Source organism: Variovorax sp. 10N412 (assembly GCF_056394985.1).
Genome location: NZ_JBFTIO010000001.1, coordinates 843483 through 865098 on the forward strand (window position 1 = coordinate 843483; position 21616 = coordinate 865098).

Annotated in this window: 24 protein-coding genes; 12 read left to right on the forward strand and 12 right to left on the reverse strand. The window is 69.0% G+C overall.

From position 1 onward, the window contains the following. Positions 1-37 precede the first annotated feature (37 nt). The 3 genes from AC1DJH_RS04235 to AC1DJH_RS04245 are packed head-to-tail and all read left to right on the forward strand — an operon-like array spanning position 38 to position 2192. Entirely contained in the window at positions 38-598 is a 561-nt protein-coding gene (locus AC1DJH_RS04235; protein WP_478184818.1) for an isochorismatase family protein, read from the forward strand. Further along, positions 595-1227, forward strand: a complete 633-nt coding sequence (locus tag AC1DJH_RS04240; protein WP_478184819.1) for a DJ-1/PfpI family protein — start codon at positions 595-597, stop codon at positions 1225-1227. Before AC1DJH_RS04235 ends, AC1DJH_RS04240 begins: the two co-directional genes overlap by 4 nt. Continuing rightward, a complete protein-coding gene (locus AC1DJH_RS04245; protein ID WP_435435327.1) occupies positions 1191-2192 on the forward strand; it encodes a GlxA family transcriptional regulator in 1002 nt (333 codons plus the stop codon). Before AC1DJH_RS04240 ends, AC1DJH_RS04245 begins: the two co-directional genes overlap by 37 nt. A 48-nt stretch (positions 2193-2240) precedes the next feature. On the opposite strand, the gene AC1DJH_RS04250 is transcribed toward AC1DJH_RS04245, so the two are convergent. The 5 genes from AC1DJH_RS04250 to murJ all read right to left on the reverse strand — a co-directional run bounded on the left by AC1DJH_RS04250 (position 2241) and on the right by murJ (position 7043). Continuing rightward, positions 2241-3473 (reverse strand): RNA polymerase sigma factor, encoded by a 1233-nt coding sequence (locus AC1DJH_RS04250; RefSeq protein WP_478184992.1) that lies wholly within the window; start codon positions 3471-3473, stop codon positions 2241-2243. Positions 3474-3561: 88 nt separating this feature from the next. After that, positions 3562-3993 (reverse strand): YciI family protein, encoded by a 432-nt coding sequence (locus AC1DJH_RS04255; protein WP_422087763.1) that lies wholly within the window; start codon positions 3991-3993, stop codon positions 3562-3564. Between the two features lie 142 nt (positions 3994-4135). Further along, positions 4136-4564, reverse strand: a complete 429-nt coding sequence (locus tag AC1DJH_RS04260; RefSeq protein ID WP_435483115.1) for a bleomycin resistance protein — start codon at positions 4562-4564, stop codon at positions 4136-4138. Then, entirely contained in the window at positions 4564-5415 is an 852-nt protein-coding gene (locus AC1DJH_RS04265) for a SirB1 family protein (protein ID WP_478184820.1), read from the reverse strand. The genes AC1DJH_RS04260 and AC1DJH_RS04265 overlap by 1 nt, the downstream gene beginning before the upstream one ends. A 74-nt stretch (positions 5416-5489) precedes the next feature. Then, on the reverse strand, positions 5490-7043 hold the full coding sequence (gene murJ / locus AC1DJH_RS04270; protein WP_478184821.1) for a murein biosynthesis integral membrane protein MurJ: 1554 nt from the start codon (positions 7041-7043) through the stop codon (positions 5490-5492). 128 nt (positions 7044-7171) lie between these two features. Between murJ and rpsT the strand changes: the two genes are divergently transcribed. After that, positions 7172-7489 carry a 30S ribosomal protein S20 gene (rpsT, locus tag AC1DJH_RS04275; RefSeq protein ID WP_409166639.1) on the forward strand — a complete coding sequence of 106 codons (318 nt, stop codon included), beginning with the start codon at positions 7172-7174 and terminating at the stop codon, positions 7487-7489. Positions 7490-7584: 95 nt separating this feature from the next. On the opposite strand, the gene AC1DJH_RS04280 is transcribed toward rpsT, so the two are convergent. Next, positions 7585-7995, reverse strand: a complete 411-nt coding sequence (locus AC1DJH_RS04280; protein ID WP_435435321.1) for a DUF3579 domain-containing protein — start codon at positions 7993-7995, stop codon at positions 7585-7587. 161 nt (positions 7996-8156) lie between these two features. Between AC1DJH_RS04280 and AC1DJH_RS04285 the strand changes: the two genes are divergently transcribed. From AC1DJH_RS04285 to AC1DJH_RS04320, 8 genes are all read left to right on the forward strand, one after another. After that, positions 8157-9365 (forward strand): acetylornithine/succinylornithine family transaminase, encoded by a 1209-nt coding sequence (locus AC1DJH_RS04285; RefSeq protein ID WP_472116702.1) that lies wholly within the window; start codon positions 8157-8159, stop codon positions 9363-9365. Beyond that, positions 9362-10306, forward strand: coding sequence for an ornithine carbamoyltransferase (gene argF, locus AC1DJH_RS04290; RefSeq protein ID WP_435483110.1), 945 nt, complete (start codon positions 9362-9364; stop codon positions 10304-10306). Before AC1DJH_RS04285 ends, argF begins: the two co-directional genes overlap by 4 nt. 20 nt (positions 10307-10326) lie before the next feature. Continuing rightward, positions 10327-10641: a YkgJ family cysteine cluster protein gene (locus tag AC1DJH_RS04295; protein WP_435483109.1), complete on the forward strand. Its 315-nt coding sequence runs from the start codon at positions 10327-10329 to the stop codon at positions 10639-10641. Positions 10642-10715: 74 nt separating this feature from the next. Then, on the forward strand, positions 10716-11366 hold the full coding sequence (kynB, locus tag AC1DJH_RS04300) for an arylformamidase (protein ID WP_472116694.1): 651 nt from the start codon (positions 10716-10718) through the stop codon (positions 11364-11366). 10 nt (positions 11367-11376) lie between these two features. Further along, complete coding sequence (kynU, locus tag AC1DJH_RS04305; protein WP_478184822.1) at positions 11377-12687, forward strand: kynureninase; 1311 nt, start codon at positions 11377-11379, stop codon at positions 12685-12687. A gap of 16 nt (positions 12688-12703) precedes the next feature. Continuing rightward, entirely contained in the window at positions 12704-13198 is a 495-nt protein-coding gene (locus tag AC1DJH_RS04310; RefSeq protein WP_478184823.1) for a hypothetical protein, read from the forward strand. 20 nt (positions 13199-13218) lie between these two features. Next, positions 13219-14067 (forward strand): tryptophan 2,3-dioxygenase, encoded by an 849-nt coding sequence (kynA, locus tag AC1DJH_RS04315; protein ID WP_472116689.1) that lies wholly within the window; start codon positions 13219-13221, stop codon positions 14065-14067. 94 nt (positions 14068-14161) lie between these two features. Then, positions 14162-15412, forward strand: coding sequence for an SMI1/KNR4 family protein (locus AC1DJH_RS04320; RefSeq protein ID WP_478184824.1), 1251 nt, complete (start codon positions 14162-14164; stop codon positions 15410-15412). 56 nt (positions 15413-15468) lie between these two features. On the opposite strand, the gene AC1DJH_RS04325 is transcribed toward AC1DJH_RS04320, so the two are convergent. The 6 genes from AC1DJH_RS04325 to efeB form a co-directional block, all read right to left on the reverse strand. After that, complete coding sequence (locus tag AC1DJH_RS04325; protein WP_478184825.1) at positions 15469-16653, reverse strand: FAD-dependent monooxygenase; 1185 nt, start codon at positions 16651-16653, stop codon at positions 15469-15471. Positions 16654-16658: 5 nt separating this feature from the next. Then, positions 16659-16961 (reverse strand): DUF6587 family protein, encoded by a 303-nt coding sequence (locus tag AC1DJH_RS04330; RefSeq protein ID WP_478184826.1) that lies wholly within the window; start codon positions 16959-16961, stop codon positions 16659-16661. A gap of 28 nt (positions 16962-16989) precedes the next feature. Next, entirely contained in the window at positions 16990-18885 is a 1896-nt protein-coding gene (feoB, locus tag AC1DJH_RS04335; RefSeq protein ID WP_478184827.1) for a ferrous iron transporter B, read from the reverse strand. Continuing rightward, complete coding sequence (locus AC1DJH_RS04340) at positions 18878-19177, reverse strand: FeoA family protein (protein ID WP_472116675.1); 300 nt, start codon at positions 19175-19177, stop codon at positions 18878-18880. The genes feoB and AC1DJH_RS04340 overlap by 8 nt, the downstream gene beginning before the upstream one ends. Positions 19178-19383: 206 nt before the next feature. Beyond that, positions 19384-20220, reverse strand: coding sequence for an iron uptake system protein EfeO (efeO, locus tag AC1DJH_RS04345; RefSeq protein WP_435435309.1), 837 nt, complete (start codon positions 20218-20220; stop codon positions 19384-19386). A gap of 58 nt (positions 20221-20278) precedes the next feature. After that, the gene (gene efeB / locus AC1DJH_RS04350; protein WP_478184828.1) at positions 20279-21598 is read right to left on the reverse strand and encodes an iron uptake transporter deferrochelatase/peroxidase subunit; all 1320 of its coding nucleotides are present in this window, start codon (positions 21596-21598) and stop codon (positions 20279-20281) included. Positions 21599-21616 lie beyond the last annotated feature (18 nt).

Sequence of the window (21616 nt, forward strand, 5' to 3'; positions counted from 1 at the left end):
AGGCGGCATCATCCACTCCGCCCCAGCGAGACCCGCCATGAAAACCTGTCTGATTGTGATCGACGTGCAGGAGTCTTTCCGCCAGCGCCCCTACTGGGACCCGCGCCTCGCGGCCCCCTACCTCACTGAACAGAACGCGCTGATCGCCGGCTGCGCCGCTGCCGGCGTGCCGATCGTGCGGATCTTCCACACCGACGGGCCGGCCGACGCCGGCAACCCGTTCGCCGTCGAGTCGGGCCATGTGCGGCCCCTCGAGGGCCTGGCGCCCTTCGAGGCCGCGGCCACCTTCACCAAGCGCCGCCACAGCGCGCTGGTCAATACCGGGCTGGACGTCTGGCTCACGCAGAACGGCATCGGCCGGCTGATCGTGAGCGGCATCCGCACCGAGCAGTGCTGCGAAACCACCGCGCGCCACGCCTCGGACCTGGGCTGGGAGGTCGACTACGTGACCGACGCCACGCTGACCTTCGACATGGTGCAGCCCGACGGCCGCCCGCTGCCGGCCGCCGACATCAAGGCCCGCACCGCCACCGTGCTGCAGGGCCGCTTCGCCACCCTGTGCAGCGTGGCGCAGGCGCTGGAACGGGCCACGGCATGACGCCATTGCGCGTGCTCATCCTGGCCTTCGACGGCGTCGAGGCGCTGGACTTCGCCGGCCCCTTCGAGGTGTTCACCACCGCCAGCCGCGTCGCCCAGCGCATGCAGCCCGGCAGTGCGGCGCCGTTCGACGTGGCCGCGGTCGCCGAGGGGGCCGCCGGCCAGCCCGTGCAGGCCCGCGCCGGATTGCAGCTGCTGGCCAGCCACACGCTCGCAAGCGGCCCGCAGGCCGACGTGCTGGTCGTTCCCGGCGGCGTGGTCGATGCACCCTTGTCCAGCCGCGGCACCCTGCGCTGGATCGCCGATCAGGCCGCCGGGGCGCAGGTCGTGGCCTCGGTCTGCACCGGCGCCTTCCTGCTGGCCGCCAGCGGCGTGGTGACCAACGACGCCGTCACCACGCACTGGGAAGACATCGCCGACCTGCGCGGGCAGTTCCCGGCGCTCGACGTGCGCGATGGCGTGCGCTGGGTCGACAACGGCCGCATCGTCAGCTCGGCGGGCATCAGCGCCGGCATCGACATGAGCCTGCACCTCGTGGCGCGGCTGGCCGGGCGCGAGCTGGCCGAGCGCACCGCGCGCCAGATGGACTACGCATGGAACCGCAACCCCGTCATCCAGCCATCCGCGTAGTCTTCGCGCTGCTGCCCGGCAGCCTCGTGCTCGACTGGGCGGGCCCGGCCGAGGCGCTGCGCATCGCCAACCAGCGGCTGCGCGCCATGGGCCAGCCCGAGCGCTTCGCGATCGAGTTCGCGAGCCCGCGGCCCACGTCCATCGGCTCGGTCGGCGTGGCGCTGGCCGGGCTGTCCCCGTTGCCGACCCAGTGGGACGGCCCCGGCTGGGTGGTGCTGGTCGGGCTGCCCGGCGACACCATCGCCATCGACAACCCCGAGGCGCAGGACCTGCTGCACTGGCTGCGCGGCCTGCGCTTCGGGCGCGGGCGGCTCGAGCTGGTGACCATCTGCGCCGGTGCGCTGCTCGCCGCGCATGCCGGCGCGCTCGCGGGCCGGCGCGCCACCACGCACCATCACCACCTGGCCGAGCTGCGCGCCGTGGAGCCGCGCTGCGACGTGGTGAGCAACCGCGTGTTCGTGATCGACCCGCCGCTGTACAGCAGCGCGGGCGTGACGACCGGCATCGACCTGGTGCTGCACCGCATCGCCGAACTCTGCGGCGAGGCGCTCGCGGCGCAGGTCGCGCAGACCATGGTGGTGGCGCTGCGCCGCGGCCCCGACGACCCGGAGCTGTCGCCCTTTCTCGCCTACCGCAACCACCTGCATGCCGCGCTGCACCGCGTGCAGGACGCGGTCAGCGAGCAGCCGCAGGCCGACTGGAGCGTGCCGCGCATGGCCGAGGTGGCGCACACCTCGGCGCGGCATCTCACGCGGCTGTTCATGGAGCATGCAGGCGTCGCACCGCTGGCCTACCTGCGCAGGCTGCGTCTGGCGGTGGCGCAACTCGCGCTGGCCTCGGGTGCGAGCGTGACGCGGGCGGCGGAACAGTCGGGCTTCGGCTCCGACACACAGTTGCGCCGCGCCTGGCACCAGTTCGGCTTGCCGGGCTCGCCCTCGGAGGCCGGCCAGGCTTTCAAGGCCTGAGCCACGGCCTGAGTCACGGCCTGCGCAGTGGCACTCAGCGCCAGACCTTCACTCGGCGATGCAGGCACGCGCACGCGCCAGCAGCAACGCGCGCTCGCGCGTGTTGCGCGTGAGCGCGGCGGCGCGGTCGAACTCCTTGCGGGCCTCGTCGTGGCGGCCGAGCTTGAACAGCAGGTCGCCGCGCACCGCCGGCAGCAGGTGGTAGCCCTTGAGCGCGGGTTCGTCCATGAGCGCGTCGACCACCTCCAGCCCCGCCGCGGGCCCGAAGGCCATCGACAGCGCGACCGCCCGGTTGAGCTCGACGATGGGTGACGGCGCGAGTTCGGCCAGCGCGTCGTAGAGCGCGGCGATGCGCGCCCAGTCGGTTTCATCGGCGGCGCGCGCACGGCCGTGGCAGGCGGCAATGGCGGCCTGCAGGGCATAGGGGCCAAGCGCGCCGCCGAGCGATTCGGCGCGCGCGAGCGCGACCAGGCCGCGGCGAATCAGCAGGTGGTCCCAGCGCGCGCGGTTCTGCTCGAGCAACAGCACCGGCTCACCCGAGGCGCCGACGCGCGCGGCGGTGCGCGAGGCCTGGATTTCCATGAGCGCGACGAGGCCGTGCACCTCCGCCTCCTTGGGCACCAGCTCGGCCAGGATGCGGCCAAGGCGCAGGGCTTCGTCGCACAGCGCAGGGCGCATCCAGTCGTCGCCGGCGGTGGCCGAATAGCCTTCGTTGAAGATCAGGTAGATCACTTCGAGCACCGAAGCGAGCCGGCCTTCCAGCTCGTGGCGGCGCGGCACCTCGAAAGGCACGCGCGCCTCGGCCAGCGTGCGCTTGGCGCGCACGATGCGCTGCGCCACGGTGGCCTCGGGCACCAGGAACGCGCGGGCGATCTCGTCGGTCGCGAGGCCGCCCATGAGACGCAGCGTGAGCGCCACGCGCGCCTCGGTCGACAGCACCGGGTGGCAGGCGGTGAACACCAGCCGCAGCAGGCCGTCGCCGATGTCGTCGTCCAGCGCCGAATCGACCGCGTCGGCGAAGTCGGCCCGCGCCATTTCGTGTTGCGCATCGAGCTCGCGGCCGATCTCGCCGGCCTTGTGCTCTGCCAGTTGCAGGTGGCGCAGGCGGTCGAGCGCGCGGCGCTTGGCCACGGCGGTGAGCCAGGCGGCCGGGTTGTCGGGCACGCCTTCGCCCGGCCACTGCTCGAGCGCCGAGACCAGCGCGTCCTGCGCCAGTTCTTCGGCCAGGCCCACGTCGCGCACCCTGCGCGCGACGGTGGCGATGATCTTCGCGGACTCCATGCGCCACACCGCCTCGACGGTGCGGCGGATGGCGTCTTCGCGGCCCTCCCCTGCGGTCACGGCGGCTCCCGCGATGCGCCGGGCGGTGTCAGCCGCCGGTCTTGCCGCGCGCCTCGGTCTCGGCGCGCAGGCGGTCTTCCTGGGCGAGCAGCTCGGGCGTCATCGAGTCACCGAAATCGGCGGCCTCGAACACCTGGCGGATCTCAATCTCGCCTTCCTGGAACGGGCTGCGCTTGATCCACTCGATGGCTTCTTCCTTCGACTTGACCTGGAACAGCCAGAAACCGGCCAGCAGTTCCTTGGTCTCGGCGAAGGGGCCGTCGATGACGGTGCGCTTGGTCGGGCCTTCGCAGCGCACGCGCGCGCCCTTGGAGCTGGGGTGCAGGCCCTCGCCGGCCAGCAGCACGCCGGCCTTGACCAGTTCTTCGTTGAACTTGCCCATGGCGGTGAGGATTTCGGTGCTGGGCATCACGCCGGCTTCGGAATCTGCATTGGCCTTGACCAGAATCATGAATCGCATGTCGTTTCTCCTGAAGTTGATGAGGCTGGGAGCCGCTGGAAACTGCCTGCTCCTGTTCACACGTCGGCCGAGCGGAAGCCGGATCGACACGACCGCATCGATCTGCTTGTAATTTTTTGCTTCCAGGGCCGAGAGAGGGCGTTCAGGCCAGGTAGCCGCAGAAGCGCAGCACATGCCCGTCGGGCTCGCGGATCGCGAATTCCCGCAGGCCCCAAGGCTGCGACACAGGCGGCTCGATGACCGCGACGCCCCGCTTCACATAGGCGGCGTGCAGGCCGTCGATGTCCTTGCCCACATGGATCACGATCTCGCCGCGCCAGGGCTTCGCGTCGCGCGCGTTGCATTGCCACAGCCGCAGGTAGACCGGGTCGCCGTAGCTGCGGTCGCCCTTTTTCACGCGGGCGTAGCTGGGCGGTTCTCCGGCGATGAAATCGAGCTCGAAGCCCAGCACGTCGCAAAACCAGCGCGCGGCGCGCGACACATCCGACACCGGCAGCACCGGCTGCACGCCATGGAATTCATGCAGGGTGCCCAGGTCGGGCGCCGGGCTCACACCGGCCTTGGCGTTCATCAGCTGGCCATTCGGCGCAATGCGGCGACGCGCTCGGCGATCAGGTCGATGTCCAGCGCGTCTTCGGCCTTGGCCAGGTAGGTCTCCAGGTCGCGCACGGCCTGCACGGTGTTGCCCTGCTCGGCATGGGCGATGCCGCGGTCCCGGTACTCGCCCCAGGCGCTGGGCAGCAGCACGACCAGGCGGTCCTGCACGGCGATGACGCGCTGCCAGTCTTCCTGCGCCTGGTGCACTTCCTTCAGGTTGCGCAGCATGCGGGCGATGATCTCGCGCGAGCTGGAGGGCTGCAGGTACAGGCCCAGCGGCACGTCGAAGTCGCCGACCAGGCCGTTGCTGCGCTTGTAGGGCTCCAGCCGCTCGCCCAGCTCCTCGCGCGAGAGCGACTTGCCGGTGAACGGGTCGATCACCACCTGCCCCTTGGGCAGCGTCACCTTCAGCATGAAGTGCCCCGGAAAGCCGACGCCGCGCGCCTGCAGGCCCAGGCCCTGCGCCAGTTCCATCCACAGCACGGCCAGCGAGATCGGAATGCCGCGGCGGGTGCGCAGCACGGCGTTCAGGTAGCTGTTGTCGGGGTCGTAGTAGTCGTTGACGTTGCCGCCGAAGTTCAGGTCGTTGAAGAAGAACTGGTTCAGGGCTCGCAGCCGGGCCAGCGGCGCGGCGTCGGGCGGCAGGCGGCGCTTGAGGCGGGCCAGGAGCTGGTCGACATCGCCGAGCACCTGCTGCACGTCGAGCTCGGGGTACTCGTCCTGCGCGAGGCTGGCGGCGGCTTCGAGCAGCGGAAAGTGATCGTCGCTGCGCACCAGCGATTCGAAATACTCCAGTGCGGTGGGAAGCTGAAAGCTGAACGTCATGTGTCTTTGTAGAGGAGCCCGCCCGGAGCGTCAAGGCGGGGCGGATGCAGGGTGCCGGCGCCCTGCGGGCGCATTCAGCGGCGAAGGAAGTTGCGCAGCCGCACGCCCACCGCCGCCAGCACGGCGAAATAGAGCAGCGCGGCAGCGGCGATGAGCGCGGCGAGCAGGCCGATGCGCAGCAGCCGCTGCTCGCGCAGGCCGACCCAGTCGAAATGCTGCGAGCCCCAGGCCAGCAGGGCCGCCAGCACCAGCGTGCCCACCAGCACCTGCAGCGCGAACTTGCCCCAGCCGGGCTCGGGCTTGTAGCTGCCGCGGCGCATCAGGCCGACCAGCAGCCAGGTCGCGTTGACCAGCGCGCCGATGGCAATCGTCAGGGTCAGCGCCGCGTGCTGGAGCACCGGCACCAAGAAGACATTGAGGACCTGGGTCAGGACGAGCACCCCCACGGCGATCAGCATCGGCGTGCGGGTGTCCTGCTTGGCGTAGTAACCCGGCGCCAGCACCTTCACGGCCACGATGCCGACCAGCCCGACGCCGTAGCCCATCAGCGCCAGGGTGGTGCGCCCGACGTCCTCGCCGGTGTAGGCGCCGTTGTGGAACAGCACGGCCACCAGCGGCTTGGCGAACAGCAGCAGCGCGACGGCGCAGGGGGCGGAGAGCATCACCACCAGGCGCAGGCCCCAGTCGAGCAGCGACGAATAGCGGGCGTCGTCCTTGGCGGCGCGCGCACCGGCCAGCTGCGGCATCAGCACCACGCCGAGCGCCACGCCGAGCATGGCGGTGGGGAACTCCATCAGCCGGTCGGCATTGGTCACCCAGGTCACGCTGCCCACGGCAAGGTGGGAGGCGATCTGCGTGTTGATGAGCAGCGAGATCTGCGCCACGCTCACGCCAAGCAGCGCGGGCAGCATCAGCTTGAGCACCTTGCGGGTGGTCGGGTCGGTCCAGGCGGTGCGCAGCGCCTTGAAGCTCGCGCCGATGCGCGGCATGAGCCCGAGCTTGCGCAGCGCGGGCACCTGCAGGGCCAGCTGCAGCACGCCGCCCACCAGCACACCCACGCACTGGGCATAGATCGGCTCGATGCCCCAGCGGCGGAACAGCGGCGCGCCGACCGAGATCGACAGGATCAGCGCGATGTTGAGCAGCACCGGCGACGCCGCCGGCACCGCGAACTTGCGCCAGGTGTTGAGAATGCCGCCCGCCAGCGCCACCAGCGACATGAAGCCGATGTACGGGAACATCCAGCGCGTCATGACCACGGCCGCGTCGAAGCCAGGCAGCCCGCTGGCCATGGCCCAGACCAGGAGCGGCGCCCCGGCCACGCCGGCCACGCACACGACCACCAGCGTCCAGGTCAGCAGCGTGGCGACATGGTCGATCAGCTGCTGGGCGCCCTCTTCGCCGGCTTCTGTCTTGCGCGCGGCCAGCACCGGCACGAAGGCCTGGCTGAAGGCGCCTTCGCCGAACACCCGGCGAAACAGGTTGGGAATGCGGAAGGCGACGTTGAAGGCGTCGGTCAGCGCGCTGACGCCGAAAACCGAAGCGAACAGCACGTCCCGCACGAGGCCCGTGATCCGCGATGCGAGGGTCAGCAGGGAGACGGTAGAGGCGGATTTGAGCAGTGACACGGGGGCCGAGTGTAGGCCCCGCCCAGGGCCGTAACGGGCCGACACGAGGCCGGATTGGGCGAAACCGCCAACCCGGCCTATAATGGAGGGCTTTGCTGCATCATCCTCAGACACCTAAGGAATAAATCATGGCATCCGCCAAGCCCAAGAAAAAGAACCCGCGCCTCGCCTCCGGCCGTAAGCGCGTCCGCCAGGACACCAAGCTCAACGCTGCGAACACCTCGCTGCGCTCCAAATACCGTACCGCGGTCAAGAACGTCGAAAAGGCTGTTCTGGCCGGCGACAAGACCAAGGCAAGCGAACTGTTCGCGAAGGCCCAGAGCATCGTCGACACCGTCGCCGACAAGGGCATCTTCCACAAGAACAAGGCAGCCCGCGACAAGAGCCGCCTGTCGGCCAAGGTCAAAGCCCTCGCCCTCGCGCCTGAAAAGGCCGCAGCCGCCTGACACCTGTCAGGCAAGCCCGGACCGGAATTCTCCGGTCCGCCGTTTGATCGGGGTGCGCTGCAGCAAAGTGTAAAAACCGCCTTCGGGCGGTTTTTTCATGGGCGGTCGGTCTTGGGCTGCTCGACGGGGATCACAGGCGCGACGGGGTCGGAGCGCACCACGGCGGCCACCGGGGTCTGCGCGGCCTTCGGCACGGCCGGTGCGGGGGGTGCCGGCGACACCTCGGACACCTGCAGGTCGTTGTCCTTGGCGAAGTTCACGCAGAAGTCCCAGGCCATGGGTTCGGCGTCGCGCAGGTCGCGGTTGACGATCACGCACTTCACGCCGTTGATCGAAGTCGGCACGCACCAGGGGGAATAGCTCAGGTAGCTGCCCGGAAAGGCACCGCCGGGGCGGAAGGAGCTCATGACACCGGCAAGGCGCTCGGCCCAATCGCTCGGGCGAAAGGTCCGGCCATCCTTGGTGATGCCCTGGATGAAGATTTCTTTGGCGGTGGGGGAAATCATCGTTGATTGAGGCGACCGGAACAGGTGCTGCGGTGCAGCAAGCGATTCTATCCGCGCCACTTTTTGCATCCTGAACATGGGGCATTGCTGTGATGCGCAATCCTCAACGAAGCCGTCAAATCGCGCGCCTAGAATTCGCGTTCCCTTTCTGGAGATACCGAATGAGCGCCACTGCCCAGCCCACCTCGCCCCACGTCATGAACACCTACGGTCGCCTGCCGATCGCGCTGTCGCACGGCCAGGGCTGCCGAGTCTGGGACACCGCGGGCAAGGCCTACATCGACGGCCTGGGCGGCATCGCCGTGAACACGCTGGGCCACAACCACCCCGAGCTGGTGCCCGCGCTGCACGACCAGCTGACCAAGCTGATCCACAGCTCCAACTACTACCACGTGCCCGGCCAGGAACAGCTCGCTGCCAAGCTGACCGAGCTTTCGGGCCTCACCAACGCCTTCTTCTGCTCCACCGGCCTCGAAGCCAACGAAGCCGCCCTGAAGCTGGCGCGCAAGTTCGGCCACGACAAGGGCATCGAGCGCCCCGAGATCGTGGTGTACGAAGCCGCCTTCCATGGCCGCAGCATCGCCACCCTGTCTGCCACCGGCAATCCCAAGGTGCAGGCCGGCTTCGGCCCGCTGGTCGAGGGCTTCATCCGGGTGCCGCTGAACGACATCGAGGCACTGAAGAAGGCCACCGAAGGCAACCCCAACGTGGTCGCCGTGTTCTTCGAGACCATCCAGGGCGAAGGCGGCATCCACCCGATGCGCGTCGAGTACCTCAAGCAGGTGCGCGCCCTGTGCGACGAGCGCGACTGGCTCATGATGATCGACGAGGTGCAGTGCGGCATGGGCCGCACCGGCAAGTGGTTCGCCCACCAGTGGGCCGGCATCAAGCCCGACGTCATGCCGCTGGCCAAGGGCCTGGGCTCGGGCGTGCCGATCGGCGCCGTGGTGGCCGGCCCCAAGGCCGCCCACATCTTCGGCCCGGGCAACCACGGCACCACCTTCGGCGGCAACCCGCTGGCCATGCGCGCCGGGGTGGAAACCATCCGCATCATGGAAGAGCACAAGCTGCTCGAAAACGCCGCCACCGTGGGCGCCCACCTGAAGGCCGCGCTGGAACGCGAAATCGGCGAGCTGCCCGGCGTGACGGACATCCGCGGCCAGGGCCTGATGCTGGGCATCGAGCTCGACAGGCCCTGCGGCGTGATCCTGAACCGCGCCTGCGACGCCGGCCTGCTGCTCAGCGTGACGGCCGACAAGGTGATCCGCCTGGTGCCGCCGCTCATCCTGAGCATTGCCGAGGCCGACGAAATCGTCGCCATCCTCGCGCCCATCGTCAAAAACTTCCTGTCGGAGCCTGCCGCCCAATGACGACCGCCACGACAACAGCCACACCTGCCGCCATCCGGCACTACCTGCAGTTCTCCGACCTCACGGCCGACGAGTACACCTACCTCTTCGACCGCATGGCGGTCATCAAGAAGAAGTTCAAGACCTACGAAAAACACCAGCCGCTGACCGACCGCACGCTGGCCATGATCTTCGAGAAGGCCAGCACGCGCACCCGCGTGAGCTTCGAGGCGGGCATGTACCAGCTCGGCGGCAGCGTGGTGCACCTGACCACCGGCGACAGCCAGCTGGGCCGCGCCGAGCCCATCGAGGACAGCGCCAAGGTCATCAGCCGCATGGTCGACATCGTGATGATCCGCACCTACGAGCAGACCAAGATCGACACCTTTGCCGCGCACTCGCGCGTGCCGGTCATCAACGGGCTGACCAACGAGTTCCACCCCTGCCAGATCCTGGCGGACATCTTCACGTACATCGAGCACCGCGGCTCCATCCAGGGCAAGACGGTGGCCTGGGTGGGCGACGGCAACAACATGGCCAACACCTGGCTGCAGGCGGCCGAGATTTTGGGCTTCACCGTGCACGTGAGCACGCCCAGCGGCTACGAGGTCGACCAGTCGATCGCGGGCATCCGCTCGGGCGACAGCTACAAGGTCTTCAAGGACCCGATGGAAGCCTGCCGCGGCGCCGACCTCGTCACCACCGACGTCTGGACCAGCATGGGCTACGAGGCCGAGAACGAGGCGCGCCGCAAGGCCTTCGCCGACTGGTGCGTGGACGAGGACATGATGCGCATCGCCCAGCCCGGCGCCCTGTTCATGCACTGCCTGCCCGCCCACCGCGGCGAAGAGGTGCAGGCCGAAGTCATCGACGGGCCGCAGTCGGTGGTGTGGGACGAGGCCGAGAACCGCCTGCACGCCCAGAAGGCGCTGATGGAGTTCCTGCTGCTCGGCAGGCTCTGAGCGCCCGGAGCAGCCGCCGCATGTCCGATTGCCAGCAATGCGGCGCCTGCTGCGCCAGCTACCGCGTCGACTTCAGCGTGCACGAGCTCGACGACAACGGCGGCAAGGTGCCCTCCGGCCTGGCCGTCGACGTGAACGACGCCATCTGCCGCATGCGCGGTACCGACCACACCCCCATGCGCTGCGCCGCGCTCACCGGCAAGATCGGCCAGGCCGTGGGCTGCGGCATCTACGAATGGCGACCCAACCCCTGCCACGAGCTGCAGGCCGGCAGCGACGCCTGCGAGCGTGCACGCGCCCGGCACGGCCTGCCCGCGCTGTCTTCGTTGCACTGACCGGTTCAACTCGTCACGTGCTGTGTTGGAAATAACCGACACCACGACCCCTCGGCCGGCGCTAACTTCGCGCCATGGCTTCTTCACACTCGCAACGCATCTGGGACATTTCGCCGCCCGTGCATGAAGGCACGCCGGTCTTTCCCGGCGACACGCCCTACCAGCAGCGCTGGGCGGCGACCATTTCACCGGGCTGCCCGGTGAACGTCAGCGAGATCAAGCTCTCGCCCCACGTCGGCGCGCATGCCGACGCACCGCTGCACTACGACCCCGAAGGCCAGACCATCGGCCACGTCGACCTCACGCCCTTCCTCGGCCCCTGCCGCGTGATCCACGCGATCGACAAGGGAGCGCTGGTCGAGTGGGAGCACATCGCCCACGCCGTGGACAGCCAGCTGCCGCCGCGCGTGCTGGTGCGCACCTACACCACCATGCCCGTGGGCCAGTGGGACCCGCAACTTGCGGCCTACGCGCCCGAGACGGTCGAGCGTCTCGCGGCCATGGGCGTGAAGCTCATCGGCATCGACACCGCCAGCATCGACCCGGCCGACAGCAAGACGCTGGAAAGCCACCAGCGCATCCGCCGCCTCGACCTGCGCGTGCTCGAGAACCTGGTGCTCGACGACGTGCCCGAAGGCGACTACGAACTCATCGCGCTGCCGCTGAAGCTGGTCAGCGCCGATGCCTCCCCCGTGCGCGCCGTGCTGCGCGAACTTTCCCGCTGAAACCTCCACCATGACGACCCTTGCAGACTGCCGCGCGCTCGACGCGCAAGACCCGCTGCGCGCCCTGCGCGCGCAATTCACCATCCCCGCCGATGTGCTCTACCTCGACGGCAATTCGCTCGGCGTGATGCCCGCGGCCGCGCCCGCGCGCATTGCCGAAGTGGTGACCCAGGAATGGGGCCAAGGCCTGATCCGCTCGTGGAACACCGCGAGCTGGTTCGACCTGCCGCAACGCCTGGGCGACAAGGTGGCCCGCGTGATCGGCGCCGCGCCCGGCGAGGTGGTGTGCACCGACAGCACCTCGGTCAACCTCTACAAGGTCTTGTTCGCCGCGCTGTCGCAGCAGAAGGAAAGCGGACGCAAGCTGGTGGTGAGCGAGCGCAGCAACTTCCCGACCGACCTCTACATTGCCGAGTCGCTGTGCCGCGAGCGCGGCTTCACGCTGAAGCTGATCGACGCGAGCGAACTGCAAGGCCCGGACTCGGTGCTGACCGACGACGTGGCCGTGCTGATGCTGACGCACGTCAACTACCGCACCGGCGCGATGCACGACATGAAGGCCGTCACCGCCGCCGCGCATGCCGTGGGCGCGCTCACGGTATGGGACCTCGCGCACAGCGCGGGCGCCGTGCCCGTCGCGCTGAACGACAGCAATGCCGACTACGCGATCGGCTGCGGCTACAAGTACCTGAACGGCGGCCCCGGCGCACCGGCCTTCGCCTGGGTGAACACCAAGCATGCGGGCCAGTTCGAGCAGCCGTTGTCCGGCTGGTGGGGCCACGCGGCCCCCTTCGAGTTCACGCCGCACTACCGCCCTGCCCCGGGCGTCGGCCGCTACCTGTGCGGCACGCAACCCATCATTGCGCTGGCCGGACTCGAATGCGGGCTCGACACGGTGCTGGCCGCCGAAGCCTTCAACGGCACGAACGGCGCCATGGCGGCGCTGCGCACCAAGTCGCTTGCGCTCACCGACCTGTTCATCGCACTGGTCGAAGAGCGCTGCGCCGGACAAGGCCTCTCGCTCGTCACGCCGCGCGACCACGCACAACGTGGCTCGCAGGTGTGCCTGAGCCGCAAGAACCCGGAAGATCCGCAAGGCGGCTCGGGCGCCTACGCCATCGTGCAGGCGCTGATCGCGCGCGGCGTCATCGGCGACTTCCGCGCCGGCGATTCGCAGATGCCCGACATCCTGCGCTTCGGCTTCACGCCGCTCTACATAGGCTTCGAGGATGTGTGGAACTCGGTCGAACACCTGGCACAGGTGCTCGAAACGGGCGAGTGGAAGCGCGAGGAATTCAACCGCAAGAACGCGGTCACCTGAGCCCTCGGCGCCTTTCATGAAACGCACGACACACCGGCTGCTCGCAGCACTTGCACCGCTCCTGCTGCTGGGCGCACCCGCGCTCGCGCAGCAGCCGAACTTCACCCTGCCGCAGCTCAAGGCCTTCGTCGCCCTCTCGCCCGATGCTTTCCGCCAGGAGATCAAGCGCCAGGGCTTCTCCTACCGGGACAAGACCGTGACCGAGGAGATCAGCATGATCGAGTACGAAAAATTCGTCGACGGCCAGACGACCAACCTCATGAAGTCCACCTACGTGGAGAGCCGCGCCGACGAGAACAGCGTGCAGCTGTCGCTGACCGACAAGGCGGCCTTCGACAAGCTAGTGAAGGAAGCACGCGAGACCGGCTATACGCCGGCCGAGAAGGGCCGCATCCCGGGCGGCGAGACCTACCAGCAGTTCAAGCGCAAGAGCGACGCCCTGCGCTTCGTCTATCCGAAGAAAGAGTCCGGCATGGGCCTGCCTTCCTACACCGCCGTGGTCTGGCGATGATCCGCCAACAAGCACACATCATGCGCACCGACAAGACACCCGAGCACATCGTCCACGAAGAAAAGGCGCAGCTGGACTTCAGCAAGTCCATGAGCTACGGCGACTACCTGCACCTGGACGAGATCCTCAACGCGCAGCATCCGCTCTCGCCCGCGCACGACGAGCTTCTGTTCATCGTGCAGCACCAGACCAGCGAGCTCTGGATGAAGCTCATGCTGCACGAGCTGCGCGCCGCCACCAAGTGCATCGCCGACGAAAGACTTGCCGACGCCTTCAAGATGCTCGCGCGCGTGAGCCGCATCATGGAACAGCTGGTGAGCGCATGGACCGTGCTGTCGACCATGACGCCGCCCGAGTACACCGCGATGCGCCCGTACCTGGCCAACTCCAGCGGCTTCCAGAGCGCGCAGTACCGCTGCATCGAGTTCGCGCTGGGCAACAAGAACGCCGCCATGCTCAAGCCGCACCAGCACCGCGCCGACCTGCTCGCGCAGGTCGAAGAGGCCTACCGCGCACCCTCGCTGTACGACGAGTCGCTGCGCCTGCTGGCGCGACACGGCGTGCCGGTGCCGGCCGACCGGCTGGAGCGCGACTGGACGCAGCCCTACGAATCGAGCGAGGGCGTCGAGGCCGCATGGCTCGCGGTCTACCGCGATCCGCATGCGCACTGGGACCTGTACCAGCTCGGCGAGAAGCTCACCGACCTCGAGGACGCCTTTCGCCTCTGGCGCTTTCGCCATGTGACGACCGTCGAACGCGTGATCGGCTTCAAGCGCGGCACCGGCGGCACGGGCGGCGTGAGCTACCTGCGCAAGATGCTCGACGTGGTGCTGTTTCCGGAGATCTGGAAGATTCGCACCGATCTCTAGCCGGGTCGCGCCAACGCCCCTCATGAACCTGGGGTGGCACGGATTGCCCCGTCGAAGCAAAGCGCTACAGTTTTGCAAACAACGGAGACCCCGCATGAACGACACCCGGTTCACACCCGACGAGCTCTCCAGCCTTCGCGAACACGGCATCGTGCTGTTCGCCAACCGCGTGATCTTCGACGCACAGCCGCCGATGACCGAGCTGCAGATCGACGCCGTGCAGGCGCAGTGCGCAGGCCCTGTTCCCGAAGCGCTGCGCGCGCTGTGGAAGACCACGGCGGGCGGCCGGCTCGACTACGACCTGTCGCTGGAGATGAACGGCAACCTCGAAGCCATCAGCTGGAGCGAACTGTTCTGGAACGGCAGCGACGGCTACCACGACCTGCAGGGCTGGATCGACCACGAGCTGGAACTCGCCGGGGAAGCCGCGCGGGACAACGGCACGCCGTCGAGCGGCAAGCTCACGCACCTGCCCTTCGGCGGCTTCGAGTACACCGACCGCATCTACGTGGTGGTGGAGCCGGGTGCCGAGCACGGTCAGGTGGTCGCCTGGAAGAAGGGCCTCCCACCCGCATGGACGCACGCGCTGCATGAAGACAGCGTGAACACCGTTGCCGCCGACGTGCACGGCGCCCTTGCAGCGCTGCACCTCGACGAAGACCCGCTGGCGCCCACGAGCGACTATTTCTCCGGGCAGACGCTGCTCGAATACCTGGACGACCGGCACGAGGAACACGGGCTCGACCTCGACCTGATGGACAGGCTGGTGGCCTTCTACAGCCGCGCCGTGGTCGACTGGCGCACGCCGCTGGCCGAGGGCACGCTGCGCCATCACCCCTCGCTCGCGCGCGCGGCCTTGAACCATGCCATCGGGACGGACGATGCCGAGCTGGTCGCCGAGCTTGCCGCCGCGGGCGTGGGCTTCGACGGGCCGCAGCAAGGCAGCGCGCTGGCCACCGATGTGGCCGTGGGACATGGCGCCTTTGCCGCAGCCGCCGCGCTGGTGCGCGCGGGCGCCCCGGTGGCGGCCGACGCCTTGGGCAACATCGACGGTCAGATCTCGCCCGAACTCACGAAGGCGTTGCTGGACAACGGCGCGGAGCCCAGCGTGGCGGCCATCGTGAAGTGCGCGGCCTGCGGTGCGCCCGCGAGCGCGCACCTGATCGCAGAGGCCTGTGCGAAAGCGGGCATCGACGTGCCGCCCGCTTTCATCGAGGACCGCGACGCGATGCTGATCGACCTGGAAAGCACGCTCTCCAAGATGCAGGAGGGCGCGTACGGCCACTACCTCGGGCAGGAGGGGATCGCGGAGCGCATCGAGCATCTTCAGACCTTCAGGCTCTGAAATCTTTAGCTCCGTTGTGCATTGAGCGCGTGGTTCAGCGCGCGCTCGTCTTTCGCTCAGCCGCCGTACAGCCAGGGCTGGTCCAGCAGCTTCGCACCCAGCAGGCGCATCGCCATGTCGCGCCCCAGGCGCACAGCCCCCGTGGCATGGAAGATCTCGCCATTGCGGCGGGCCCGCGCCTGTACCTGCGCGTTGCGCGCCCAGCGCGACTCGGCATAGCGCGCGAACGCGGCCGGTACCTGGACCGCGCCGCCATCGCCGAGTGCATCGGCCAACGCCACCGCGTCCTCGATCGCCATGCCCGCGCCCTGCGCGAGGTACGGGACCATCGGGTGCGCCGCGTCGCCCACCAGCGCCACGCGCTCGTTCGCCATGTCGGCGGCGCTCGTCATGGGCGCACGGTCGCCGAGCGACCATGCACGCCAGCCGGGCATCGCATCCAGCAAGGCCTGCAGGCCCGCGCAGCTGCGGCCCATGGCCTGCTTCAACGCGGCAATGCTGCCGGACTGGTCCCAGTCGCGCGCGTCGCCGGCGGGTGCCGATTCGGCGATCACCACCACGTTGAGCCATGCCCCGCCGCGCACCGGATACGCCACCGCATGCAGCCGCGGGCCGAGCCAGACATGGACCTGCGTGCGGCGCAACGCGGCGGGCAGGCGCGACTGCTCGGCCATGGCGCGCCATGCCGTGTGACCGGTGACGCGGGGCGGTTCGTCGGCCGATGGCGTGTCGAGCTGCCGGCGCACCATGCTCCACAGGCCGTCGGCCCCGACGATCGCCTCGCCTTCCCAGGCGCGGGCGTCGGTGCTCGACAGGCAGACGAGCTCGTCGCCGGTCTCGACCTGCTGGATGCGGGCAGAGGTGACCAGGGTGCCGTTGCCCCGTGCGCGCACGGCGTCGAGCAGCAATCCGTGCAGGTCGGCGCGGTGCACGCAAAAGTAAGGCGCGCCGTAGCGCTGGCGCATGGTGTCTCCCAGCGGCATGCGGGCCAGCTCCGAGCCGCTGTCGGCGCTGTGGACCACGAGCGCGTCGGGCTGCGCCGCGATGGCCGCGAGCCCTGTGCCGAGGTCGAGTTGCTGAAGGCGCCGCGTGGCGTTGGGGCCGAGCTGCACGCCGGCGCCGATTTCACCGAAGGCCGCGGCCTGCTCGAAGACGTCGGCGCGGTGATGCCGACGTGAAAGCGCCAGCGCAGTGGCCAGCCCCCCGATGCCGCCGCCGGCGACCAGGATGTGCGCGGGCATCGGTCTCAGCGGCTGTGCGTGGACGACTGCGCGCTGGGTGCGTGGGGGGTGGCCTGGCCGGCTTCCGGTTGCTTGACGGGGGCCTTGGGTGCGCAGCTGCCGCAGCTGTCGCACGAGCCGCAGCCCGAGGTCTTGGCCAGCGAGGCGGCGAGCGCCCTGGCGCGCTCTTCGTCGACCCAGCCCGCGCGGTGCGTGCCGGCCGCGAGCTTCTGCGCGGCGCCGCGCCGCCAGCCCGCGGGCATCCAGCGCCAGACCGCGTAGAACGCGGCCGCCGCGACGATCAATCCGACGATCAGTTGCTGTGCCATTTCTTGTTGAGCCCTTTCGCTGTCGGTTTTAACCTGCGCCGAGTGCCACCGCAACGCGGTAGGTGATGAAGCAGGCGGCGTAGGCCAGCGCGAACAGGTAGCCCGCCATGATCCACACGTACTTCCACGAGCCCGTCTCGCGCTTCACGGCCGCCAGCGTCGAGATGCACTGCGGCGCGAATACGTACCAGACCAGCAGCGACAGCGCGGTGGCCAGCGACCAGCTGCCGGCGATCAGCGGCTCGAGCTGGCCCGCCACGTCGTCGCCGGTGGAAGACAGCGCATACACAGTCCCCAGCGCCCCCACGGCCACCTCGCGCGCCGCCATGCCCGGCACCAGCGCGATCGATATCTGCCAGTTGAAGCCGATGGGCGCGAAGATGTGCTCCAGCCCGCGCCCGATCATGCCGGCCAGGCTGTACTGGATGGCCGGCCCCGTCGCGCCTTCGGGCGGCGACGGAAAGGTCGACAGGAACCACAGCAGGATGGTCAGCGTGAGGATGATCGTGCCCACGCGCTGGATGAAGATCCAGGCCCGCTCGTACAAACCCAGCGCCAGGTTGCGCGGGTTGGGCCAGCGGTAGGCCGGCAGCTCCATCAGCAGCGGCGAATGCGAGGTGTTGTCGCGGAAGCGCTTCATCACCCAGGCCACGGCCATGGCCGAGACGATGCCGAACACATACAGCGCGAACAGCACCACGCCCTGCAGGTTGAAGATGCCGCCCACGGTGCGCGCCGGAATGAAGGCCGCGATGAGCAGCGCATACACCGGCAGCCGCGCCGAGCAGGTCATCAGCGGCGCGATCATGATGGTCGTGATGCGGTCGCGCCAGTTGCTGATGGTGCGCGTGGCCATCACGCCCGGAATGGCGCAGGCAAAGCTCGACAGCAGCGGAATGAACGAGCGGCCCGACAGCCCCACGGTGCCCATCACGCGGTCGAGCAGGAAGGCCGCGCGCGGCAGGTAGCCCGAGTCTTCCAGCGCCAGGATGAAGAGAAAAAGAATCAGGATCTGCGGCAGGAAGACGATGACGCCGCCCACGCCCGCGATCACGCCGTCGACCAGCAGGCTCTGCAGCATGCCCTCGGGCATGGCCGTCTTCAGCAGCCCGCCCAGCGCCTCGGTGCCGGCCTTGATGGCGTCCATCGGCACGTTGGCCCAGCTGAACACGGCCTGGAACATCAGGAACATGGTGACGGCCAGCACCAGCATGCCCCACACGGGATGCAGCACCACGCGGTCGATGCGGTCGCTGGTGGCCAGGCTGCCGACCGGCTCCCGCACCGCCAGGCCCAGAATGCGGCGCACCTCGCGCTGCGTGGCCAGCACGTCGTCGAGCCCCGGCGCCTGCCAGGGCTGCGGCGCGGCGGCGGCCACGGGCGTGTCGAGCGCTTCGAGCAGGTCCTTGGCGCCGCCGGTGTGCACGCCGACGGTCTCGATGACGGGTATGCCGAGTTCGCGCGACAGCACGGCGGTGTCGACCACGATGCCCTGCTTCCTGGCCATGTCGGTCATGTTGAGCGCCATCACCATCGGCAGGCCGAGCCGCCTGGCCTCGAGCACCAGCCGCAGGTTCAGCCGCAGGTTGGTGGCGTCGGTGACGCACACCAGCAGGTCGGGCAGGGCCTCCTTGCTCTGGCCGGTGACGACGTCGCGCGTGACGGCCTCGTCGGCGCTCAGCGCATTCAGGCTGTAGGCGCCCGGCAGGTCGAGCACGAACACGCGGCGGCCCGAGGCGGTGCGCAGCGTGCCTTCCTTGCGCTCGACCGTCACGCCGGCGTAGTTGGCCACCTTCTGGCGGCTGCCGGTCAGCAGGTTGAACAGCGCGGTCTTGCCGCAGTTGGGGTTGCCCAGCAAGGCGATGCGCCCCGGCTGCGCAGTGGCGGCGAGGCGACCCGGGCCCTGGATGACGGCTTCAACCATGGTTGGCGGCTCCCGGCGTGACATGGATCAGCGCGGCCTCGTGGCGGCGCAAGGCGAAGGTGGTATGGCCCAGGCGAACCGCCAGCGGCTCGCGGCCCGGGATGCCGCTTGCGACGATGCGCACGGCTTCGCCGGGAACAAAGCCGATTTCGGTCAGGCGCAGCACGAGTTCGCGGTCGTCCGCCCCCTCGGGGCGGGCCACGTCGAGCACGGTGGCCCACTGGTTGTTCGGAAGCTGGTCGAGGCGCAGGGCGGCGGAGGCCGGCACTGCGCCGAGGTCGTTGGTTTGCACGGTGAGAGGGCGCCAGGAATATCGGGCACGCCAGTAAGCAATACCCGGATGCTAGCAATTCTCAATCGCACAAACCTGACCAACCCCGCAAAAAAGGGGGCCGCAAGGCCAGAAACACCGAGGAACCGGCTTTGCCGGGCCTCTGGTGTTGCCCGCGCCAGGGGGTTGGAGATGCGGCACGAAGTGCGCGAAGCCTGGGGGCGAGCCTAGTTCAGCCCGAGCATGCCGCGCAGTTTCGACAAGTCTTCGGCCAGCGTGTTGACGCGGCCGGCCAGCAGCTTGCGGTCGCGTTCGGTGAGCTTCGCGTAGGTTTCGAAGCCGCCGTCAGCCGTCCTGTACTTGGCCAGGGTGTCGAACACCACCTTGAAGTTGGCGTCGGTCTTGTCCGAGAAGGCCTTGTTTTCCTTCACCACCAGCGGGCGCAGCAGCTCGACGATCTTGAAGGCGCCCTCGAAGTTCGACTGGAAGTCCCACAGGTCGGTGTGGCTGTAGCGGTTCTCCTCGCCCGAAATCTTGGTGGCGGCCACCTCTTCCATCAGCACCGCGGCGCCGCCCACCACCTTCTCGGGCGGAAAGGTCAGCGCGACCAGGCGCTTCTGCAGCTCCAGCACGTCGGCCAGCAGCTTGTCGGCCACGGGGTTCAGGTCCTTGGTGCTCTTTTGCGTCCACAGGCCGTACTCGATGCGGTGGAAGCCGCCGAAGGCCGGGTCTTTCTCGGCCTTCTCGTGGTCGTCGGCGCGCGAGTCGATCGCCTTGTCGAGGTCGTTGAACAGCTCGGCCACGGGCTCGATGCGCTCGTAGCTCGTGCGCGTCGGCGCGTACAGCTTCTTCGCCTTCTCGATGTCGCCGGCCTTCACCGCGGCGGTGAAGGCGCGCGTGTCCGCGGCCAGCTTGCGCACGTTCTCAGCCACGTAGATCTTGTAGTCGGAGATCGGTCCGACCAGCTCGAGCGGCGACACGGCGGCCTGTGCGCCCACGGCATAGAGCCCGGCGAAGCCGGCGACGAAAGTGGCGAGGAAGTGGCGGCGGAACTGCACGGTCATGGATCTCCTGGAGGTTCGAGGTCGTGAAAAAAACTTGGGGGCGGCGAGCGAATGCCGCTCAGGCAGCCAGCAGCGAACGGCCCAGCCAGTCCTGCGCGTCCTGCACGCCCGGCAGCGTGAAGAAGAAGCCGCCGCCGATGGGCTTGATGTATTCCTCGAGCGGCTCGCCGTCCAGGCGCGTCTGCACGGCGATGAAGCCGTTCTCCAGGTTGGCCTGGTAGCAGATGAACAGCAGCCCCATCTCGAGCTGGCCCGACTTGGTGACGCCGTTCGAGTAGTTGAAGGGCCGGCGCAGCATGAGGTTCCTGTCCGAGGCCCTGGTGCGCGGGTTCGCCAGGCGGATGTGTGCGTCCATGGGGGTGCGCTTGCCTTCGGGGTCCGTGGTGTAGTCGGGGACGTCGTGCTCGGTCCTGCCGCCGTCCATCGGCGCGCCGGTGGGCTTCATGCGGCCCATGATGGCCTCCTGCTCCTGCAGCGGCGTGCGGTCCCAGCGCTCCACGAAGTTGCGGATGATGCGCACCGCCTGGTAGCTGCCGCCCACGGCCCAGGCCGGCTCCTCGCCGCCGGGCTGCACCCACACGATGCTGTCCATGAGCTTGTTGTCGGCCGAGTCGGGGTTGGCCGAACCGTCCCGAAAGCCCAGGAAGTTGCGCGCGCTCTCCGAAGGCTTGCCGGGCACGGCCGGAATCGGCGGCACGGTGCCTTCCTGCTTCCAGTGCAGCACCAGCAGGTCGGGCGTGTTCTTGATGATGTCGCGCAGCGCGTGGATGTTGGTGTCCGGTGTGTTGGCGCAGAACTGGATCGACAGGTCGCCGTGGCACAGCGCGGCGTCCAGTGCGTCGTTCGGGTGGCGCTGCATCTGGTTGAGGCGCACCGGCTTCTTCTTCGCGAGGCCGAAGCGTTCGTCGAACAGCGAGGTGCCGACCGAGACCGTCACCGTCAGCCCGTCGGGCTGCACCACCGGCCCGAGGATGCCGGAGCCCGCGGGCGGCAGCTTGGGATCGGGGTCGGCCTGCGGGCCGCCCTGCGTGAGAAAGGCGATGCGCTCGGTCAGCGTGCGGAACAGGCGCTCCAGGTCGGCGCGGTTCTCGGCCAGCACGAAGAAGGAGGCAACCATGCCGGCCACCGGGCGCGGCGTGACGATGCCCGCCTGGTGCTTGCCGCGGAATGGCACGCGGTCTTGCGTGTGGGTGCTCTCGGGCGCGTCGGTGACCTGGGCGCCGCTGTCGGGTGTGCCGGCCGCAGGGGCCGCATGGGCCGAATGGGCCGCGGCGGCCAGGCCTGCGAATGCCACGCCGGCGGCGCCGAGCATGCGGCGGCGGTGCGGGGAGGCGGGTTGCCCTTGGGGGGCGACGGTTGCGTTCTTCGACTTTTCCATGGGGGGTTCTTGCTTGCG

Coding starts and splice junctions, on each gene's coding strand:
- efeB (WP_478184828.1), bottom strand. CDS start 21,598: ATGGAAAAGTCGAAGAACGCAACCGTCGCCCCCCAAGGGCAACCCGCC.
- AC1DJH_RS04295 (WP_435483109.1), top strand. CDS start 10,327: ATGTCCGATTGCCAGCAATGCGGCGCCTGCTGCGCCAGCTACCGCGTC.
- kynB (WP_472116694.1), top strand. CDS start 10,716: ATGGCTTCTTCACACTCGCAACGCATCTGGGACATTTCGCCGCCCGTG.
- AC1DJH_RS04235 (WP_478184818.1), top strand. CDS start 38: ATGAAAACCTGTCTGATTGTGATCGACGTGCAGGAGTCTTTCCGCCAG.
- AC1DJH_RS04265 (WP_478184820.1), bottom strand. CDS start 5,415: ATGACGTTCAGCTTTCAGCTTCCCACCGCACTGGAGTATTTCGAATCG.
- efeO (WP_435435309.1), bottom strand. CDS start 20,220: ATGACCGTGCAGTTCCGCCGCCACTTCCTCGCCACTTTCGTCGCCGGC.
- AC1DJH_RS04255 (WP_422087763.1), bottom strand. CDS start 3,993: ATGCGATTCATGATTCTGGTCAAGGCCAATGCAGATTCCGAAGCCGGC.
- AC1DJH_RS04310 (WP_478184823.1), top strand. CDS start 12,704: ATGAAACGCACGACACACCGGCTGCTCGCAGCACTTGCACCGCTCCTG.
- AC1DJH_RS04320 (WP_478184824.1), top strand. CDS start 14,162: ATGAACGACACCCGGTTCACACCCGACGAGCTCTCCAGCCTTCGCGAA.
- AC1DJH_RS04240 (WP_478184819.1), top strand. CDS start 595: ATGACGCCATTGCGCGTGCTCATCCTGGCCTTCGACGGCGTCGAGGCG.
- AC1DJH_RS04285 (WP_472116702.1), top strand. CDS start 8,157: ATGAGCGCCACTGCCCAGCCCACCTCGCCCCACGTCATGAACACCTAC.
- AC1DJH_RS04250 (WP_478184992.1), bottom strand. CDS start 3,473: ATGGAGTCCGCGAAGATCATCGCCACCGTCGCGCGCAGGGTGCGCGAC.
- AC1DJH_RS04280 (WP_435435321.1), bottom strand. CDS start 7,995: ATGATTTCCCCCACCGCCAAAGAAATCTTCATCCAGGGCATCACCAAG.
- AC1DJH_RS04260 (WP_435483115.1), bottom strand. CDS start 4,564: ATGAACGCCAAGGCCGGTGTGAGCCCGGCGCCCGACCTGGGCACCCTG.
- kynU (WP_478184822.1), top strand. CDS start 11,377: ATGACGACCCTTGCAGACTGCCGCGCGCTCGACGCGCAAGACCCGCTG.
- kynA (WP_472116689.1), top strand. CDS start 13,219: ATGCGCACCGACAAGACACCCGAGCACATCGTCCACGAAGAAAAGGCG.
- AC1DJH_RS04325 (WP_478184825.1), bottom strand. CDS start 16,653: ATGCCCGCGCACATCCTGGTCGCCGGCGGCGGCATCGGGGGGCTGGCC.
- AC1DJH_RS04330 (WP_478184826.1), bottom strand. CDS start 16,961: ATGGCACAGCAACTGATCGTCGGATTGATCGTCGCGGCGGCCGCGTTC.
- feoB (WP_478184827.1), bottom strand. CDS start 18,885: ATGGTTGAAGCCGTCATCCAGGGCCCGGGTCGCCTCGCCGCCACTGCG.
- rpsT (WP_409166639.1), top strand. CDS start 7,172: ATGGCATCCGCCAAGCCCAAGAAAAAGAACCCGCGCCTCGCCTCCGGC.
- AC1DJH_RS04245 (WP_435435327.1), top strand. CDS start 1,191: ATGGAACCGCAACCCCGTCATCCAGCCATCCGCGTAGTCTTCGCGCTG.
- argF (WP_435483110.1), top strand. CDS start 9,362: ATGACGACCGCCACGACAACAGCCACACCTGCCGCCATCCGGCACTAC.